This is a genomic window from Chryseobacterium sp. C3, assembly GCF_014218905.1.
Taxonomy (GTDB): Bacteria; Bacteroidota; Bacteroidia; order Flavobacteriales; family Weeksellaceae; genus Chryseobacterium; species Chryseobacterium mucoviscidosis.
In genome coordinates, this window is sequence record NZ_JACLCU010000008.1 from 1 (window position 1) to 19,145 (window position 19,145).

The following is a 19,145-nucleotide window of genomic DNA, read 5'->3' on the forward strand; positions in this document are numbered from 1 at the left end:
GCCTGGGAAACGCTTCAAACGTTTGGTGAAAATCGAGGTTTAAAAATGGGAATGATTGCTGTTTTGCACACTTGGGGGCAGAATCTGAGCCTTCATCCGCATTTGCACTGCATTGTTCCGGGCGGTGGAGTGGATGAAAGCGGAGCTTGGAAAAATCTACGTTCAGACGGCAAATTTTTGTTTCCGGTAAAGGCTTTGAGTAAAGTTTTCAGGGCTAAATTTTGTGAGAAATTAAAAGATAAAAACTTTGAAGAGTATACCAAAATCAGGCAAAATCTGTGGGAAAAGTCTTGGGTTGTTTACGCCAAAAAGCCTTTTGGAAGCCCAAAATCTGTGGTAGAATATTTGGGCAGATACACGCATAAAATCGCCATCAGCAACCAGAGAATCAGGAAAATTGACGCGGAAACGGTAACTTTTTCTTACAAAGATTACCGCCAAAAAGGCATCAAAAAGCAGATGGTTTTGAGCCATGAAGAGTTTATCCGCCGTTTTGTGATGCATATTTTACCGAAAAGATTTGTAAAAATCCGTCATTATGGTTTTTTGAGCAGCACCTGGAAGCGTATCAAACTTAAAAATCTACAACAAAATTTAGGCATCCAGCCCAAAGAAAAGCTTCCGCCAAAAGCTTTTCAGCCGAAATGTACGTGTTGTAAAGATGGAAATCTTGTGACGATTGCCACGTTCGATCTACGAGGTCCGCCAAGTTGGTTTTTGGAGATGAGCCGAAATTTACCTGCTCCTAAATCTGCATTTTAGCGGATTTGGGTAAGGGAAATGTTAACCTAACGTGAAGGAAAGCACGATAAAACCAAGAAAAACTCGCCAAAATCACCCACAAAAAAAGAGACTCTTCTCAAAGTCTCTTGTATCTCTAAAAATCTTTTGTCGATAAACCCATAGTGTGGGAAAATACCCAACCAAAAGCTGCCGAAGGTTCCGTTCAACAGGGTTTTCATTGTTCGTGCTGCGCACGCAACGAAAACTTAGCTATTATGTGAAGGAATTTTTAGTATCTTTGTATTCAAATAATTCACATTTTATGTATTTCAGCAAGCCTTGGTAATTAAAAATTAAAGTAAATTATTAAATCGTCTTTTTGAGACGGTTGCTATTTGGTACGTTAATTTTTAATTTAAAATAAGGTAATAATGAAAAATATAAAACCCTTAACTTTTCCGTTTAATTCGGAAAATAATACATCCATAAAACAAAGTCTTTTTCGATTTCGAGAATATTTTGATTCTTCTACAATTGTTGGTTTAGGCGAAAACTCACATTTCATAAAAGAGTTTTTTACATTCAGGCATCAAGTTATTGAGTTTTTAGTAACTGAATGTGATTTTGACACCTTGGCATTTGAGTTTGGTTTTTCTGAAGGATTAGAAGTTGATAAGTGGATAAAATCACAAATTCCATTCGACGATTTGGATAAGTTACTGTCACACTTTTATTATCCAAATGAGTTTAAAGATACTTTGCTATGGCTTCGTCGGTATAATCAAGACAATAATAATCAAATTACCTTTTTAGGTGTGGATATTCCTAAAAATGGAGGTTCTTATTTTCCAAACTTTCGTATTGTATCTGATTATTTGCAAAGACTTTCAATCGTTTCTTCTGATGTCTTACAGAAGATTTTAAATCTTGCTGAGAAATTTGATTTCTATTCGACTTCTCAGCTTGCGTTAAATTTATCGCTTTTTGATGAAGCTGAACATAATGAATTAAAAGCATTGCTATTAAAAGTTTACATTCGTTTGATTACTCTTCAACCAAAATTAGAAAGTTTAGAATTTCAATCGATAGTTCATCAAGTTAAAGGCTTGATTTATATGAATTATAATGCTGATGCTATGGAAAGTTTCATTACTGAAAGGGGAATTGAAGGAGATATGGGAGCAAAAGACCAGTATATGGCAGAAAGCATTGATTGGTTTTTGAAAAATTCACTTGGTAAAAAGATTATTTTGGTTGCCCACAATGCTCACATTCAAAAAACTCCGGTAGATTTTGATGGATTTATTAGTTGTTATCCAATGGGGCAAAGACTTTCGATGACTTTTGGAGAAAAATATAAAGCATTTGCAATAACTAATCTACGTGGAGAAACTGCGGCATTGTATCCTGATAATGATTATCAATTTGGCTTTAGGGTTGATAAATTTCCACTTGATTTTCCAGAGTCGGATTCTGTTGAATTTATTATGCAAGAATTTGGAGGAAAAGAATGCTGTTTACTAATGAACAGAAGTACGGAATTAAAAAATTGTAATAAGATTCGATTTGATTCGATGTGCCTAAAAACTGAAATAGAAGAAGCTTTTGACGGAATTTTTCTAATAGAAAAATCAACTGTTTCAGAAGTAGTGGATTGAGAATTTATAAATTTAATTTCGAAACGGCACTTTCTTTTTGGAGGTGCCGTTTTATTCTTTCACATAACGGTTTGGCGCTTGGCGCAGTGGCGGATTTTGGAGCACAAAACTGTCAATACACCACAAAAGTTGATGCGAGGTAGAATGTTCAATTAACCACGTCACCCGCCATTGAGCCAAACGCCTGTTACCTGCTGGCATTCTTTTAAATTATATTCAAGTCTTTAAATACTTTTTTGGTAATTTCTTTTCTGCAACTTCCGAAATCAGACCTTTTCATTTTTCTGTCTTGTAAAAGTCTTGTTGCAAAAATATAAGTCCCATTTTTGGTCTCAATGTACCCTGTCCACCAACCTGTATTGATGTTATTTTCCCTTGTCCAACCTGTCTTAGCCCTTATAGTATATTCTTCATTTTGTTCCGTAATCATTACGTTTTTAACAATGTCAATATTTCGCTTAGAAAAGGGTAATTTTTCTTCATAAAAAGATTTTACAAATTCGACCTGATTTTTAGGCGAAATTGCAAAGTCTCCAAAATTCCAAAAATCGGCTTCAGTTTGGGATAAATTATTGTTTCCATACTTGCTCTCTGCGAGGTGTTTTCTATAGGTATCTTTTCCGATTTTCTTTGCAAGTTCTACAAAAACCCAACCTGCTGATAATTCAAAGGCTTCTTTGACTGGCATATCGTGATAAATTTCGGGTCTATAACCATACTTAACTGTATCTGTACTACCAACCCATTTTATTATTTCGTTTTCATCTTTGATAGTATTAGTTTCAAGAGCAATCAATAAATTTATAATCTTGAATGTAGATGCTGGAAGCGTTTCAATTTCTAATCCAACTGTGTCCGATACAATCCATTTATCATTTCTAATGTCATAAATAGCAATTGTGCCTTCAACTCCGCAACTGTCAAAATAATTTTGGAAGTCGCCCCGTATATTTATGTCGTTCTTAGCCAAAATATTTGATTTTCCATCTGCTTGTCTGTTAGACGAACATCCATAAATAAGGAAAAGTGTTACAATAAAAGAAAATAAACTTTTTGATTTCATTAGTTTCTTGAATTTACGGTTTGGTTTTTTATGCTTGCAGGTAACGTTTGGCAAATTGGCGATGGAGCCGACTTTTAGCACAAATGTTGAATAGAATTACTAATCTTCAACATTGCACAAAAGTTCAATAGAAGTACTTCACCGGCTCTATTGCCAATTTGTTTGTTATGTGCCGTTTTATTCCATTTTATACATTTAACAATTGCTGAAACGTAAAGTCGGGTTTAAACATTTCAATTTCGTTTTGAGTTGATTCTTCTTGTGCTTCTTTGCCATAGATAAACATTTGCTGTTCATAATTTTTAACAGCCTCTTCAATGCTATTAAATTTTCCATCGGCTAGATTATCAGACAATATCAAGGCATCCACCAACCCACTATTTACTCCCTGCCCTGCAAAAGGCGGCATCAAATGTGCGGCATCCCCAATCATTGTTATGGGTAATGGGCGCTTGCTTTTCCAAGGCTTTTCTAAAGGAAATATCCGTGTAGCCAATCCTACAAATGACAACGTCGTATGAATCAATTCTTTGTAGCGTTCGTCCCAATCGGAAAATTCTTTCAGAAGAAAATCAACGACACTATTTCTGTTTTGAAAATCTACCTGCGTTTGGTTTTTCCATTCATCAGGTGTTTTAAAACTTATTCCAAAATGCAATGCACCATTATTATTGGGGTTAGCAAATAATAAATTACCTTGGTGAGATGCCATTAGCCGGTTTCCATTGCATAGCTGAAAAAATCCAGGACAGTTTATCTCTGGTTGATGAATATCGGCTTGTATATTGAAAGTACCTGTTTCTTCAACTTCCGTGTCGGTAACAAATTTTCTTACCTTGGACATCCCGCCATTGGCAAGAATAACCAAATCTGCTGTTTCACTCGGTTTATTCTCAAAAGTTAGTGTCCACTTCTTCTTACCAGGTTCAAGCATAACAAGTTTTCTATCCCAAATAACCGTGTCGTTTTCTAAACTATTCAACAAGATAGCCCTTAAGTCATTTCTGTTTATTTCAGGATTGTCAAATCGATTTTCGGGCTTTACATTTTTTGTGGATAAAATATTGCCTTTTTCATCAGCAATATTTACACCCATTGGTAAGGCTAAGTCATAATAAGTTTGTAACAATCCCGCTTTTTTCATTGCTTCCTGACCTGAACCTTTGTGTAGGTCAAGGGTTCCACCAAAAATTCTTGCCTCTCGGTCGTTGTCTCTTTCGTAAACTGAAACGTCTATGCCGTTTTGCTGTAATAATTTTGCCATAGTCAGTCCAACGGGTCCACCACCAATTATTGCAACGTTCTTATCACTAAGTAAATTCATTTGTTTGTCTGTATCTATTCGCATTGTCATTCAAAAATGGCACATAACGTTTTGCAGCTACCCGAAGGTGGCGATTTCGAAGCGGTTCACTGTCAACCAAGCACAAACTTTGATAGATGCACAAAGCTTGATTTAACCACTGAACCGCCACTTTTGGGTAGGTGCTGTTACCTGCTGGCATTCTTTTAAATTATATTCAAGTCTTTAAATACTTTTTTGGTGATTTCTTTTCTGCAATTACCGAAATCTGACCTATTCATTTTTCTATTTTGAAGAATTCTTGTTGCAAAAATATAAGTCCCCTTTTTGGCTTCAACATACCCTGTCCACCATCCTGTATTGGTATTGTTTTCTCTTGTCCAACCTGTCTTAGCTCTTATAGTATAGTCGTCTGTTTGCTCTGTAATCATTACATTTTTCACGATGTCAGTATTACGCTTAGAAAAGGGAAGTTTTTCTTCATATAAAGATTTTAGAAATTCAACCTGATTTTTAGGTGAAATTCCAAAGTTTCCAAAATTCCAAAAATCGGCTTCTGTTTGAGACAAATTATTGTTCCCATACTTGCTCTCAGTTAGGTATTTTTTGTAAGTATCCTTTCCAATTTTCTTTGCAAGTTCAACAAAAACCCAACCTGCTGATGATTCAAAAGCTTCTTTAACTGGCATATCGTGATAAATCTCAGGTCTGTACCCATATTTAATTGTATCTGTACTTCCGACCCATTTAACTATTTCGTTTTCATCTTTGATTGTATTAGTTTCAAGGGCAATCAATAAATTTATAATCTTGAATGTAGAAGCTGGAAGCGTTTCAATCTCTATTCCAACCGTGTCTGATACAATCCATTTTTGACCTTCTACGTCATAAATAGCTATTGAGCCATCAACTCCACAACTGTCAAAGTAGCCTTTGAAGTCGTTCCGTACAGTCATATCGTTTAGATGTAAATTATTTGATTTTTTGTCTGCTTCTTTACTTGACGAACATCCGTTAATAAAAGATAGTATTGCAATAAAAAAGATTAGATTTCTTGATTTCATTTTTTGTTTGACGGTTTTGTTTTATGCTTGCAGGTAACGGAAAAAGTATTTGTGCAGTGCGGGCTACTGCAAACCGAAAGTGGAAATGCAAACCGCCCGAGCAAAATGCTTTTTCAGATTTCTAAATTACTAAAAAAAAGAAATATGAAAAGCATTTTTGCGGATTTTGTTAACTGAATTCTCAAAGAATCTATTCACACCCGCATTGCACAAATACTATGTTATCTGCTGTCTCTTTATTTTCCTGATTTAATAATTGGCGTTAGTTGCTCTTTGAATTTGTCAAATTCTTCTTTTGTTATGATTTCCAGATCAAGTTCTTCTTTTTTCTTTTTAAGTAGTTCGACTGCTTCTTCACGGGTCATTGGTCGATTACTATGCAAAGGTTTAATTTCTCCTTTTTGAATCGCATTATCAACCATCGTTATCGTTATATATTCATCAATGATTGTGAATTTTGTATTCGGCAGTGGTTTTACGTAAAAGAAAACATAATTTTGAAGTCCCATACTTCCTTTATTAAACTGAATTTTTTCAATTTTTACTTTGTAATCTTGATATTCTTCTTCAACATAACGCATTCCTTTTAATAATGCTCCTGCTGGTTTACCATAAAAAATGTAGTTAAAGTTTCTTTTTTTACTAAATGCAGAACTGCTTTCTCCAGTTGGATTTCCTAAAACTAAAGTATCGCCAACTTTGTAAGAATTTTTGTCAGAAGCAACATACACATTTATGTCCATTCCCATTTTGAAATTCTTACCTTCTTCTTTACTTTCCATTTTTTTGTAAGTCAAAGTATCAATTTTTTCAAGTTTTTGTGCCGTAATTATTGAAGAAGTTAGTAAAGCAAATAATAAAAAATAAATTTTTGTTTTCATATAGTATTGATATTTAAATTTTTAGCGGTATTTTAATGAGATAGCAGATAACGGTCTCGGCTATGAGTAGTTGCGTGGTTTAGCACGAAACTTTGCAAATACACACCAAACTGAAAATCCGCGAGGATTTTCAGAAGTAGGTGAGAACAAGCAATTACTTATAGCCATTGTTGGCGGTTCGGGTTTTCTCAATCTTATTAATGTCAAAAATTTTCATTCATTTACGATAAGAGTAATGTCAAGTATCATCATTGTCGCAGGTCCGTCTGGTGTAATTATATTTTGAACTTTACGAAAGCCTACTTTTTCATAACAATTAACTGCTCTATGATTATCAGGTCTTGGGTCAACCCGTACTTCTGTAATGTTAATTTGTTTTGTCAGAAAATGAATAAATTGAGTTATCATCAGCGTTCCATAACCTTTACCTAATAATTTGTTGTCAGCAATAAATTGGTCAATTCCAATGACACCTTGTCCAGGTTCATCTGGCCACCAATTTGGGTCGCCCTCCGATGCATAGTAATATTGAATATATCCAAAAGGTTTTTTATCAAGATAGATTATATAGGGTCTTGCGGAATCATTACCTAAAATTCTTGGTAGATATTTATCCCGAACCTTCTCAAGTGTTATTTCTTCTGAATTCCACCATTCTTGTAAGTGTGGATAGTTAAGCCACTTTGTTAATATTGGCAGTTGTGTTTCATTTAGTGGTTTGAATTCGAAGGTTATTTCTTTCACATTTATGATATATTAAATATTTATTCCGACCAGAAAGTTTTTGTTGTCCTTACCTGACCGCTAACGGTTTGCAGCTATACGCAGGCAGGGATTTTACCACTGAAATTCCTACGAAGAACCGAGTTTCAAATCTACGAAAAACTGTCATACAAAGCACTAAACCCCTGCTTGCGTATAGGTGCTGTTAGCGGTTCGTTGTTTTTTATCGTCAAAGTTATTCGTCATTTAGTGAGTTAATTCCTTGTTCTTTAAGTTTTGCTAATGCGTCTTTCATTGCTTTAACTTGTTCTGGTGGGTGTCCTTGCCAATTGGTAACTTCACCAACTATTTTAAACGGACTTGTTGAACGATAAGATTTTGTTGGGTTGCCTGGAAACTTTTTGTCCGTCAAGTCAGGGTCGTCTTCAATTGGTCCTGTTGGTTCAACTAGATAAATTCTTTCTCGTTCTTCACCAAATGCAAGTTCAGCACCCCAAATTGCAGCGTCCAATGTCGCGGAAAGGAAAATATATTTTGCATTTTTTCTTTGTCCGTAATTAGAGTTGAAACCAACTTCGATAAACTCACCAACTTTCAAGTCAGACCTTGTCCCGTGAAAATATGTCTGTGCGAAAGGTGTCGCGCCGTGTCCGTTTGATTTTTGGTTGCTGTTAGTTTTTTCCATTGTCAAAATTTATTTTTAGATGTTTCTATGTCTGTTTATTGTCCCGGTGTTGCTGTTTCACGTATTTCTACACATGTATTTTGTCCGTTTAAGATTGGACATTTCTTTGCAATTTTTGTCGCTTCGTCAATGTTTTTTGCTAATACAATGATGTAACCCGCAATGGAATTGTTGTCGGCAATGTGTGGCGTTTCAACTACTTCGTTGTTTGGTTTTAGAACTCGTCCTTGTCGTGAAAAATGGTTTCCACCGTCTGCAAGTTGGTCATTGTCGGCTATTTCGTTTATCCAACTTATCCATTGTTGCATATAGGTTTCCATTTGCTTTGGCGTTGGTTGTGCTTCTGCGTTTGTGATGTCCATTCGGAACAGTAATACAAATTCTTTCATTTTATTTTAGTTATCAGTCTGTTTAGTCAAAATTGTTTTAGCGTTTGCCTTTTTGTTGTTTTCAATCACTCTAAATTTTACAATTCTTTCAATCAATTTGTATGGAATTGGTTTGTCAAGCGGAAACTGGACCGAACCTTTTCCTTGTTTATATTTTGAAAGTTCGTCTTGAAATTCGCTATGTCCTGAAGGTGTTGCGTAAAACCCAATATGATTTTTGAAAGCTGCAAAATAGACCAATGGTTTTTTGTTGAGTTTATATGCTGGCATTCCGTAAGCAAAAAGTTCGTCTGCGTTAGGTGCGTTGTCATTTATTAACTTCCTAATGTTTTGCAAAGTTTCCTGAACGTTATCGGGAAACTGCTTTATGTATGCTTCAATTTCATTCATAATTATCTCAATGCTGTGTCGTCCGTTACAATGACCGCTAACGTGCCGCGTATTGGCGATGGGCGGGATTTTTAGCACTGAACTTTAATCGAAGAACAGAAGTTGAATTTTGCACTTCCGTTGATACGAAGCCGTTCAGCCCGCCTATTGCCAATACGATGTTGTACGACGTAGTTATGTTTTGGGTTTTAGTCCAGCTAAATATTTTCGTATGTCATTTTCTAATTTATCCGGGTATTTGTACTCTAATTTTTTTGACAATTCAGTTCCTATTTCTGAAACTAAATCAGTCATTGAAAATAGAGCAGTCCAATTTTCCTTTATATCGCTCCCTGAAAATGTTTGTTCTGTTTTAGCCCACATTTCCTGGTTAAGATACTTTTTGAAAAGTCGTCCATATTTATTGGTCGTTATGTTCCAATTGTGTTCACTTGCAATGTGCCATTCAATTAAAGGAATTAGATATTCTGTGCGAATAACGGTTTCCGACATAAATTTCGCATAGAATATTTCATCTCTCACAAGACACTTTGCCACGTAAGTTGTGTCCCACCAAAAATCGTTTATTAGATTTTGAAACTCTTTTTCAGACGGTTTTTTGATAATGGAAATTTGATAAGTTGGTTTCAGCATTTGCTTTGTAATACCATCTTTATCAATTAAAATTTTATAACCAATATCCCAATCTTCTGGTAATTCTTTCTCTTGCGTTTCCTTTATAAATTTTGATTTGCTGTAAAGTTTAAAATCTACTTTCACACCGTCTTCATAAAGTAGCATTTTCATTGCGTGTTTATGGTTAAAACAACTTTCGTCTTCTTCAATCATAGCAATTGGATTTCCGAATTTAAGCGTCCAGCTTTTGTCTGAAATGTAATTTGTATTATCCTCAAAAACAAATTCAATGTCTAAATCACTAAATTCGTCAACAAGTGCTAAAGGATTTACAAGTGAACTTGTCAGAAGAAGAACTCTTACATCTTCGTTTTTCTCCGACCATTCTATAATTGTTCTTAACTTTTCTTCTCTGACTTTCATTTTGTTTGGTTCGGTTTTACTATGTCGTACAACGTTTTGCGGCTTTGCGAAGGAGCGGATTAGAAAGACTAAACTTTCAATTTTGAACTAACTTAAGCAAAACCATTTTTTCTATTTGCTAATTTACATTTTAAAAGCAAATAAAAAATGGTTTTGCGGATTAAATGCACAAACCTTGAATTAACCACTTAACCCGCTCTTTTGCAAAACCGATGTTGGCGGTAGTTTTTTTATCTTATTTTGTGTAGGATTTCTTTCAGTTTGGGTTCAATATTTAGTTCATCAAATAGTTTTTCCGATAAATTTAATGAGTTCTCAAAAGCCAAAATGATGTTTTTGGGATTTAAATCTGATGTTACTTTTTTATACGCTGAATACCAAATCGTGTCAATGTCCTTTTCGAGACTTTTAGTCGGACTTTCCCAATGTTGCGTTTTGCTTGTTCTTGCTCTTATAAGCCAAAGCAAGTATTTCTGCACATTTGATAAACTGTGATGAGCGTGAGCAAATTCTTCTCGTTTAATCAAGTTGCTTGTTGTCAGTACAACATTCAGTAATGATTGGCTTAACCACAAAATATTTTCATTTGTTATTCTTTCAGGCGATTTCGTTTTGATTTGATTAAGCGTTTTCCTTAAAAGTCCATCTTTGTCGGTTAGGTTCATTTGGTCAAAATCGCTAAATTCAACAATTCCGTCCCAAGATTTGATAATTTCAATTTCCTCCGTTTTTAAAAAATGGAATTCTCCTCTGACCATATTCTCGAAAATAGCAACTTCACTTCCATATTCGTTTGTAAAATATAAAGCCAAAGGATGAATTTGATTTACCCATTTTTCTGTCGAGAAATTTTCTTTATTTTTCAAGAAGATGTAAAATTCGATGTCAGAATATTTGTCTCCTTCGTTTTTGGTAAATGAACCATACATAAAAACGGCGGAAACATTTTCGTCTTGTTGAGCTATATATTTTGTTTTGTCAATCATTTGTAACTGTGTCATTTTTCTAATTTTTAAATGTTGATAATAGAAATTTTCACTACTTTTCGAAAGCAATGAAAAAGTTTTACGTTGTTTATTTTGGACAGTTACTTATAGCTTCATCGGATTATACTTTTTTATGTTCAACATTCTGTTTGGTAAAATTACCGCCAACGGAAAAAGTATTTGCGAAGGGCGGGCTAAATTGGACGAAAAGTTCAATTTCGACCGAACAAAGCAAATTGCTTTTTCAGATTGTTAAATTACAAAAAAATACAATATGAAAAGCAAGTTGCGACTAAATACATCGGGTTTTTCTATTATATATTCAACCCCGCCTTTTGCAAATACTATGTTATACGAGGTTGCAACTTTTCCATTCATTTTTAGTAATTTGAAATAGATCCATTTTTTTGTTACTATATTCTATTTTTCTATTAAAATTCATTCCATTTTTAAACGCAACATTTTTAGAGTTTTCGTTTTCAGGAATTATTATTGAAACTAATCTTTCGTGAAAATTATTTTCAAAAGCAAAATCTCTGCATTTTTTTGCACTTTCAATTGCAAAACCTTGCATTCTATATTGTGGAAGAATTGAATATGCAATTTCAAGTTCAAATTGATTTTCAACTTCTCTAACTAAAAGTCCACATTGTCCAACTAATTCATCATTTTCTTTTGAAATCAAAACATTTTGTCCTCCCAAATCATTTTCATAACGATTGAAAGTCCATTCAAACCATTTTTCGCATCGTTCAGTTGGTGTTTTATATTCGTCCATTCCGAGCATTTTGGTTACATAATCGTCTTTAAATAACTCAATCCACTTTTCAAAATCAGAATGTTCTAATTTTCTGAATTTTAATCTTTCTGTTTCTTGATTTGTTAATAAATATTTCATTGAATTTTTGTAAAGTCTTTCTGTTACGCTGTTTTATGCAATCTCGTATAACACTCAAATATATGAATATTTATGAATCAAGCATCATAAAATCCTAATTTTTTTTGAATCTTTATTAAGTATTTGTATATTAATATTTTATAGCTATATTTGGATTGCGTATTTTAAATTATTGGCGGCGGATAACATCCAACGCCATCTGATTTTAGCTTTTTTTAATATATAAAAAATACGCAGTGGTGGTATGGATTTTTCAGACAAAAGATTTCAGTTTTCCTCCGGAACTCACAACGGCTCCAACGTTATTTGGGTGCAGTTTGAAAAAGACCGGCAGCTCATTTCCTTTCTGCGCGAACACACAAAAGCACGGTGGTCCGCCTCACAAAAAAAATGGTATGTTACCGATAACAGGCACTACCGCAAACTTTTTGGGCTGCCCGAGAAAATAACCGGCAAGGCAGTACTCTCCAAAATTCACCTTGTCAATTTGCCGGAGTTCCAGCGTTTCCAGGAACATCTCCTGCTGAAGCGGTACAGTCAAAATACCTTACGCACTTACAGCATAGAATTTGCACAGTTGCTCTACATCCTAAAAAGTTATCCCGTGCAGGAGCTTTCTCCCGAACGTTTGCGGTCTTATTTCCTCTACTGCCACGAAAAACTGAAACTCTCGGAAAGCGAAATCCACAGCCGCATGAATGCCGTAAAGTTTTATTTTGAGCAAGTGCTCCACCGCCAAAAAATGTTTTTCGACATTCCGCGCCCAAAGAAAAAACTGCTCCTTCCCAAAATGCTCAGCAAAGCTGAAATCAAGAAAATAATAGCTGCCACTGAAAATCCCAAACATTCACTTGTTCTGAAAATATGTTACGGCATGGGGCTCCGTGTGAGTGAAGTGGTAGCGTTAAAACTTTCCGATATCGACAGTGCGGAAATGCTGGTGCGCATCGAACAGGGGAAAGGTAAAAAAGACCGCATCGCCGTACTTCCCCAAAGCTTACTGCCCGAATTGCGGGAATATTACCTGAGCTACCGCCCAAAGGTTTACCTTTTCGAGGGTAAAGAAGGCGGGGCATATTCTGTACGGTCTGCGCAGGCGGTTTTTAGGAAGGCGATGGAAAAGGCAGGCATTCGCAAGAAAGTCGGTATTCACGGATTGCGCCACAGTTTTGCCACGCACTTAATGGAAACAGGAACCGATATCCGCTTTATTCAGGAGCTCCTTGGGCATAATTCCATTAAAACCACCCAAATCTACACGCATGTGACAGACCTTTCAAAGTCCAGGATAAAAAGCCCGCTGGATTCTTTATAATTTTTTTCTACAACGGCTGGTCTTTCCTGTTTAAAAGTGTTTCTCCATTTTGATATTTGCTCTTTCGTAAACTCCACTTTCCAGTTCAACTTCTTCAAACCCATATTTTCTAAATAAATGAATAGCCGATTGCAACGTTGTGTTTGAGTATAAAATAAGTATCGTTATTTGTTTTTGTTTGGCAATATTTAAGCAATGTTCAATCAATATTGTCCCAATACCGTGTCCCTGTGCTTTGTCGCTGACAGCCAATTTACCTAATTCGTAAACCGTTTCACTTTTCTTTAACAGTGAGGCTGTACCAACAATTTCACCATTGAGTTTAGCATAATAAATATGGCCGCCTTTGTCTATGATATGCTTTTGGGGATCTGAAAGTGATGCAACATCACCTTCTTCTATACGAAAATATTTTTCAAGCCACTCGTAATTCAGTGTCTTAATTGGTTCAGATAACTCTTCTGAAAATTCTATGATATCAACCAAGTTTTTTTTACTCATTTGCCGGACAATTACATTTATAGATTTTTTTAAATCGACTGTTCTTCCCTGCTTACATCACTTCTTCCACAGTATAGATCCAATTTAAAACCAAAAATAAATTGGAGAAATAACAGATTTATTATAGATTTTTCTATTTTTTTAAAGAAATTAATAACTTAAAGATCCGCTGAACTAAAGCTTCGGCAGCTTTAACAACCGCCTAAATCTGTAACTTTGTAAAATTAACTAAAAACGGGTAAACCGCCCAAAAAAGAGACTCTTTCAGAAATCCCCTGTAAATCTCTAAAATCCTTCGCCGATAAACCCATAATGCTGAAAAAAAACTCCCGAAGCTTCCGTTAAATAGGGTATCACTGTTCGTTATTCGCACGCAACAAGAACTTAGCTGTTGAACTAAACCTCCGGTAGCTTTTCCCATTTGCCGTTTTAGTAACTTTGTTTTTATTAACCTTTTAAAAACTCATGAAATGGCTACAAAAAAAAATCTACGGAGGATTTAAGGACCAACTATATAGCTCCAACAGATAATTGTATTCATGATGGCTCCACAGTTAATACAAAGAGTTTGGATATTGTTATGACGTATTTGGGACATTTTAAAATTTAATAATAAATTGGAAAAGGAAAAAGACATATTAGACAATCTTGAACTACGTTCAGAAAACGTGCAGGATATTCTCACGCAGCCGCCACATTGGATGATTCGATGGGGAAACACGGTAATTTTCGTCATTCTCCTGATGGTTCTCTTGATGAGTTATGTAATTAAATATCCTGAGTTTATACCTGCCCCCATAGTCGTAACTTCCAAAAATCCACCTGAAAAACTTGAAGCAAGAACAAATTCTAAAATTGAAAAAATTTTAGTGAAAGATCATCAGTCTGTAAATAAAAATCAAGTCATGATGGTGCTTCAGTCAGCTGCTGATTACAAGGATATTCTAGCTCTAAAAGATATAGTTGATTCAATGTCATCATCACAAGTTCTCTACTTCCCTACTCAACAGGCATCAACCTTCAAACTTGGCGAAATACAGGGAGAATACAATAGTTTTGCAAAAACATTGCAGGATGAAAAACTTTTTACTCGTCTTAAGCCCTATGCTCCTGAAAATATTGCAGCAAACCAAAGTCTTGGGGAATACAGGGCAAGGATTGCTACATTACAACAGCAGCGGAACTTAGAAGTTACAAAATTTGATCTTACCAAAAAAAATTACTTGCGCTCCCAAGAATTGTTCAATCAAGGTGTAATTGCCGCGATGGAACTAGAAAATGAAAAAATAAAATTTCTTCAGGCAGAACAAAATCTAAAAAACATCAATATTACACTGTCACAGATGCAGGAAGCGGTTTCAAATCTAAATAAAACCAAAAGCGGTGCATCAATAAATACTGAGAAAGATAAGATTACATACAGCTCCCAAACGCTCCAATTATTTGAACAGCTAAGAAAATCACTGAGACAATGGGAACAAAATTATCTCATTATTTCTTCTACTGAAGGAGTAGTTAGTTTCCAACAATTTTGGGGCGAGAACCAATTTGTAAAACCCGGTGATATTGTGATGTCTGTTCTACCCAATGATAAGGAATTAGTTGTTGGTCGGATGTTGATTCCATCAGTGAATTCCGGTAAAGTTAAACCAAATCAAAAGGTTTTAGTAAAGCTTGATAATTACCGATACCAAGAATATGGAATCGTTGAAGGCAAGGTCCAAAACATTTCTCTTACTCCAGATGATAAAGGGAACTATTATGTTGACGTTTTGCTTCCAAAAGGATTGCGGACTTCTTTTGGGAAAAAGTTGCCATTTGACAGAGAGCTCAAAGGAAGTGCCGAGATTGTCACCGAGGATTTAAGGCTAATTGAAAGGTTTTTCTATCAAATTAGGAAATTGTTGGGGTATCAAGCTTGATGTTTTTTTTAAAAAAATAATTGTTAATGCTAAGATTTCTTACAGAAACGAGGGATTTCCGTGCATTATTAGTGCAAATTCTCAACAAATAAAGTCATCTTTTTCAAAAACCTGCCTGATTTAACCACAGGCAATTTTTCAACCTGCGTAAATTGGGCACATCCCAATCACAAAGCCGCGTAAAAAAGCCCATTTCCAAGAGAATCTTTTTCATTATTTTTAATTCCAAGATAAACCAATGCTAAAAATCTGAAAAAAAATCATCTACAGAATTTTTCAGTCCTCGTAAATCGTCCAAATCTTCTGGTAAAATACGCACTCCTAAATAAACCACCTGCGAAAAAAAGACACAGGTTCAGAATTAACCAGTGTAAAACAGACCCATCCTCATTTTCCTAAACGATAAGCATTCTGACAAAAATTTCAATGATAAAAAGACACACCTTCCTTCAAAACCTGCACCAAATAAACTTATCTTTTTCAATAAGTTGGGTAATTTAGCTACAGGTTATCATGCAACCTGCGTAAATCAGCCACATCCTACTCGCAAACGTGGGTAGAAAAGTTACACCCTAAATCAGCCTGTTTTCCGTATTTTTTTCCTTCCAAAGCAACTCTTTCATAGAAAACCGCAAAACAGCCCTAAAATAGCCATTCGAGGAACCTTTTCAGACCTCTAAAAAAATCAGTAAACTTTTGTTGCAAGATGTGTCTTTGTACCCACAAACTTTTCAAGTTTTGGGACAAAGACGGTCTTGCCTTTTTGCAAAAGGGGAAAAAACGGCGGAACTTGTTTTTTTTAATCACCAAATCTGGTTCAAGCATCTAAACTCGTCTAAATTATTCTTTTTTAATCTTCGGAGAATCTAAACTCGTCTAAATTGTTCTTATTTAGCCCACGCCCCATGAACACTATTGTTTTCACGGATTTGATGTCCCAATTTTGCAACAGAAATTTTAATCAAAAAAATGAAAGCAACCCTCTATGTTCTCCTGACACTTTTTGCCATCAACCTCAATGCGCAGGTCGGAATAAACACACAGACACCCGAAACTACTTTTGATGTAGTAGGAAAACCAAACGACACCTCACATCATGACGGGATTATTCCTCCAAGGATAACGGGCGACCAGTTGGCGAACAAGTTTTACACACAGGCAAAAAAAGGTGCGGTTGTATTTGCCACCGCTCCGGCTTCCAATCTTTCGGGGCAGGTCATCAATATTTCAGAATCAGGAATGTATTATTTTGACGGCAACGTATGGCAGAATTTCGCAAAGGAGAAACAGCCTGTCGAATACAGAATTGTACTCACCTTCGATCCCAACAGCACCGCCGCACTGACAGCAACTTCAACTTGGTCCGCCCCTGTAAACTATTCGGGAAATAGCCACGCCTATCTTACCTCCTCAAAATATTACACCATCGGAACCAAAAATTTCGGAGGACTAAAGGGAGCGGTTTTGTTCAGAAAAGTACAGGGAATTGTAAATGTATGGTTTCAGATGTACAGGTCTTCTGATTCCGCACCGATTACGGGAAACGCCTTCATCAGCATTGCGAGCATCTACAGCGACATCGGATACATTCCCAACCAGATTGTCTTACTGCATACGGAAAATTCCACGCAATATTTTCCAGCCCTGCTGGAGAATTACAGCATCCAGATTCCGCAAACCTCCCTAAACGCAATGTCCACATCCTACTACACCTACGGAGAAGTTCAAGGATATTCCAACTGGATCAAGCCTTATCTGCCCTAATTGATGATTCAACAAAGTCCTTAATGGAAAAAGAAGACTACATAAAATTCAGAATATCCAAAACCAAAAAACAGGACTGGAAAAAAATATGCAAAGACAGAAACCTCACATTGACCGACTTACTGACGGCATCAGTTGAGAACAGAATTTTAGACAACGAAAGAAGACAGATACTGGCGTTCATTGAAAAACAAGACAACGTCTTCATCAAGATAGAGACCAACATCAACCAGGTAGCGAAAATTGCAAACGGACAAAAGTTTATTTCGGAATCAGAACTGAAAAACTTCACCGCAAAGCTTTCAGAAATCGCCAAATTGAAGAAGCAGCAAAACCAAATCTTCGAAAAGATCTATGAAATGCTCGCAAAATGATTGTCAAGATTATTCCTGCTTCAGGCTCGGATTTTCACGGCGTTCAGTACAACGACAAAAAGATGGAGAAAGGAACAGGAGAACTGATGCTGATGAAAAACTTTCCCTCCTTCATCAATGGGGAAAGCAGTCCGGAGCAGGTTCGGGACTACTTCAAATCCATTTCAAAAAATGAGAAGGTAAAGAAACCACAGTTCCACGCCGTCATTTCTGCAAAATATCAGAATCATGGCAAGGAAGAAATCACCGAAATCGCCAAAGACTTCATGCAGGAAATGGGCTACGGAAAACAGCCGTTCATAGTTGTTTACCACAGCGACACCGAGAACAACCACGTCCATATCGTCTCCACAAGGGTTGACAAGCAGACCGGAAAGAAAATCAACGACAGTTACGAACGCTTGAAAGCCCAAAAAGCATTGGCAGATACACTAGAAAAACGATACGGAGTAAGTTCCGAAGAAAAATTGGAGAAACTGCTGAACTACCAATTCAACTCCATCACTCAACTGGAGCTTTTGCTTGAAAGAAGCGGGTTCAAACTAACTAAAGACACAAATGATGAAAATGACTTTTCCATTCTGAAGAACGGGGTAAAACTTAAAACCATCTACGGCAACCAAATCAGTTTTACCCCCAATTCGGATAACGGACGAAAGAGGCAGTTGAAAGCCATTTTGAGCAAATACAAAGACCTCTGTTCCAATAAAGTCTTCAAGGTAGAGGACAGAAGGGCGCAGGAATCACTGCTACCGGAAGAAAGGCACAGGGACCATTGGAAACCCAAGATAGAGTTCGAGAGCGAGCTCCAGAAAAAATTGCGGGACATCTTCGGACTGGATGTGGTCTTCCACCACAAGGACGGACAGAAACCCTTCGGATACAGCATCATCGATCACAAATCGGGAAAGGTGTTCAAGGGAAGTGAGATCATGAAGATGGACGACCTGTTTGAGATGACCGATGAGAAAATTGACAAGAAACTTTTTGAAAGTCTAAAGGACTATAATCTGGCGGACAGTTTTTCAAAACAAATATTAATGGAGCATCTGAAACGCCAGAATCCCGAAAACGCTATAATAGAATTTATGCTTTTCGAGTCTAAGAAAATAAAGAACAGGGAGGTTTTCAACGCCATAAAAAACGAGGTAAAGGATTATGTCGAAACACAGAATAACAAGGATGTCCACCTCATAAAATCGGAAGATGGAAAATATTATGCCGTCCACTCCAAACTGCATTATGTGGGTTCATTGGAAAACTTAATTGGAGAGAATGCCTATCAAAAATTCCTCAATCCAAGCAAAGAATTGACACCGGAAAGTAGAGATGAAAATCTTTCCAAGGAACTGGATAGAAGCATAGACGACCTGATTTTCCAATTCACCAAACCGTCGGGAGGAACAGGGAGAGAGCCTGCCGAAGAAGAGTTAAGAAAAAGACGAAAAAATAAAAAAAGAACATAAGA

The 19,145-nt window shown here is 36.1% G+C and carries 19 protein-coding genes; 7 read left to right on the forward strand and 12 right to left on the reverse strand.

What is annotated here, in order from left to right; all coding sequences use genetic code 11:
* Both H6W53_RS16935 and ere(D) read left to right on the forward strand, forming a co-directional pair.
* Positions 1–762 (forward strand): transposase (locus H6W53_RS16935; RefSeq protein WP_185208527.1); only part of this gene is annotated, 762 nt, incomplete at its 5' end.
* 392 nt (positions 763–1,154) lie between these two features.
* Positions 1,155–2,381: an EreD family erythromycin esterase gene (gene ere(D), locus H6W53_RS16940; RefSeq protein ID WP_095073170.1), complete on the forward strand. Its 1,227-nt coding sequence runs from the start codon at positions 1,155–1,157 to the stop codon at positions 2,379–2,381.
* Between the two features lie 205 nt (positions 2,382–2,586).
* On the opposite strand, the gene blaOXA (H6W53_RS16945) is transcribed toward ere(D), so the two are convergent.
* The 11 genes from blaOXA (H6W53_RS16945) to H6W53_RS16995 all read right to left on the reverse strand — a co-directional run bounded on the left by blaOXA (H6W53_RS16945) (position 2,587) and on the right by H6W53_RS16995 (position 11,801).
* On the reverse strand, positions 2,587–3,444 hold the full coding sequence (gene blaOXA / locus H6W53_RS16945) for an OXA-1327 family class D beta-lactamase (RefSeq protein ID WP_005938297.1): 858 nt from the start codon (positions 3,442–3,444) through the stop codon (positions 2,587–2,589).
* A 187-nt stretch (positions 3,445–3,631) separates the two neighbouring features.
* Positions 3,632–4,798 (reverse strand): tetracycline-inactivating monooxygenase Tet(X2), encoded by a 1,167-nt coding sequence (locus tag H6W53_RS16950; protein ID WP_008651082.1) that lies wholly within the window; start codon positions 4,796–4,798, stop codon positions 3,632–3,634.
* Between the two features lie 155 nt (positions 4,799–4,953).
* Positions 4,954–5,811, reverse strand: coding sequence for an OXA-1327 family class D beta-lactamase (gene blaOXA / locus H6W53_RS16955; protein WP_069148676.1), 858 nt, complete (start codon positions 5,809–5,811; stop codon positions 4,954–4,956).
* Positions 5,812–6,047: 236 nt separating this feature from the next.
* Complete coding sequence (locus H6W53_RS16960) at positions 6,048–6,692, reverse strand: hypothetical protein (protein ID WP_185208529.1); 645 nt, start codon at positions 6,690–6,692, stop codon at positions 6,048–6,050.
* 213 nt (positions 6,693–6,905) lie between these two features.
* The gene (locus tag H6W53_RS16965; RefSeq protein ID WP_058878818.1) at positions 6,906–7,436 is read right to left on the reverse strand and encodes an aminoglycoside 6'-N-acetyltransferase AAC(6')-D292; all 531 of its coding nucleotides are present in this window, start codon (positions 7,434–7,436) and stop codon (positions 6,906–6,908) included.
* A gap of 214 nt (positions 7,437–7,650) precedes the next feature.
* Entirely contained in the window at positions 7,651–8,100 is a 450-nt protein-coding gene (gene arr / locus H6W53_RS16970) for an NAD(+)--rifampin ADP-ribosyltransferase (protein WP_058878817.1), read from the reverse strand.
* Between the two features lie 35 nt (positions 8,101–8,135).
* Positions 8,136–8,489, reverse strand: coding sequence for a YciI family protein (locus H6W53_RS16975; RefSeq protein ID WP_058878816.1), 354 nt, complete (start codon positions 8,487–8,489; stop codon positions 8,136–8,138).
* Positions 8,490–8,495: 6 nt separating this feature from the next.
* A complete protein-coding gene (locus tag H6W53_RS16980) occupies positions 8,496–8,879 on the reverse strand; it encodes an iron chaperone (RefSeq protein ID WP_058878815.1) in 384 nt (127 codons plus the stop codon).
* A gap of 174 nt (positions 8,880–9,053) precedes the next feature.
* Positions 9,054–9,917 (reverse strand): aminoglycoside 6-adenylyltransferase AadS, encoded by an 864-nt coding sequence (locus H6W53_RS16985; protein WP_003013318.1) that lies wholly within the window; start codon positions 9,915–9,917, stop codon positions 9,054–9,056.
* A 230-nt stretch (positions 9,918–10,147) separates the two neighbouring features.
* Positions 10,148–10,918 carry a lincosamide nucleotidyltransferase Lnu(H) gene (lnu(H), locus tag H6W53_RS16990; protein WP_077564604.1) on the reverse strand — a complete coding sequence of 257 codons (771 nt, stop codon included), beginning with the start codon at positions 10,916–10,918 and terminating at the stop codon, positions 10,148–10,150.
* 334 nt (positions 10,919–11,252) lie between these two features.
* Positions 11,253–11,801 carry a GNAT family N-acetyltransferase gene (locus H6W53_RS16995; RefSeq protein ID WP_185208531.1) on the reverse strand — a complete coding sequence of 183 codons (549 nt, stop codon included), beginning with the start codon at positions 11,799–11,801 and terminating at the stop codon, positions 11,253–11,255.
* 244 nt (positions 11,802–12,045) lie between these two features.
* On the opposite strand from H6W53_RS16995, the gene H6W53_RS17000 reads away from it, so the two are divergent.
* The gene (locus H6W53_RS17000; RefSeq protein ID WP_185208533.1) at positions 12,046–13,116 is read left to right on the forward strand and encodes a tyrosine-type recombinase/integrase; all 1,071 of its coding nucleotides are present in this window, start codon (positions 12,046–12,048) and stop codon (positions 13,114–13,116) included.
* 30 nt (positions 13,117–13,146) lie between these two features.
* Here H6W53_RS17000 and H6W53_RS17005 read toward each other — a convergent pair whose 3' ends face one another.
* A complete protein-coding gene (locus H6W53_RS17005; protein WP_024565583.1) occupies positions 13,147–13,617 on the reverse strand; it encodes a GNAT family N-acetyltransferase in 471 nt (156 codons plus the stop codon).
* A 617-nt stretch (positions 13,618–14,234) separates the two neighbouring features.
* Between H6W53_RS17005 and H6W53_RS17010 the strand changes: the two genes are divergently transcribed.
* The 4 genes from H6W53_RS17010 (at position 14,235) to H6W53_RS17025 (ending at position 19,143) form a co-directional block, all read left to right on the forward strand.
* On the forward strand, positions 14,235–15,539 hold the full coding sequence (locus H6W53_RS17010) for an HlyD family secretion protein (RefSeq protein ID WP_185208536.1): 1,305 nt from the start codon (positions 14,235–14,237) through the stop codon (positions 15,537–15,539).
* Positions 15,540–16,508: 969 nt separating this feature from the next.
* Positions 16,509–17,303, forward strand: coding sequence for a hypothetical protein (locus tag H6W53_RS17015; protein WP_024565584.1), 795 nt, complete (start codon positions 16,509–16,511; stop codon positions 17,301–17,303).
* 23 nt (positions 17,304–17,326) lie between these two features.
* Positions 17,327–17,677 (forward strand): hypothetical protein, encoded by a 351-nt coding sequence (locus H6W53_RS17020; RefSeq protein WP_024565585.1) that lies wholly within the window; start codon positions 17,327–17,329, stop codon positions 17,675–17,677.
* Positions 17,674–19,143, forward strand: coding sequence for a relaxase/mobilization nuclease domain-containing protein (locus tag H6W53_RS17025; RefSeq protein WP_185208538.1), 1,470 nt, complete (start codon positions 17,674–17,676; stop codon positions 19,141–19,143). Before H6W53_RS17020 ends, H6W53_RS17025 begins: the two co-directional genes overlap by 4 nt.
* Positions 19,144–19,145 lie beyond the last annotated feature (2 nt).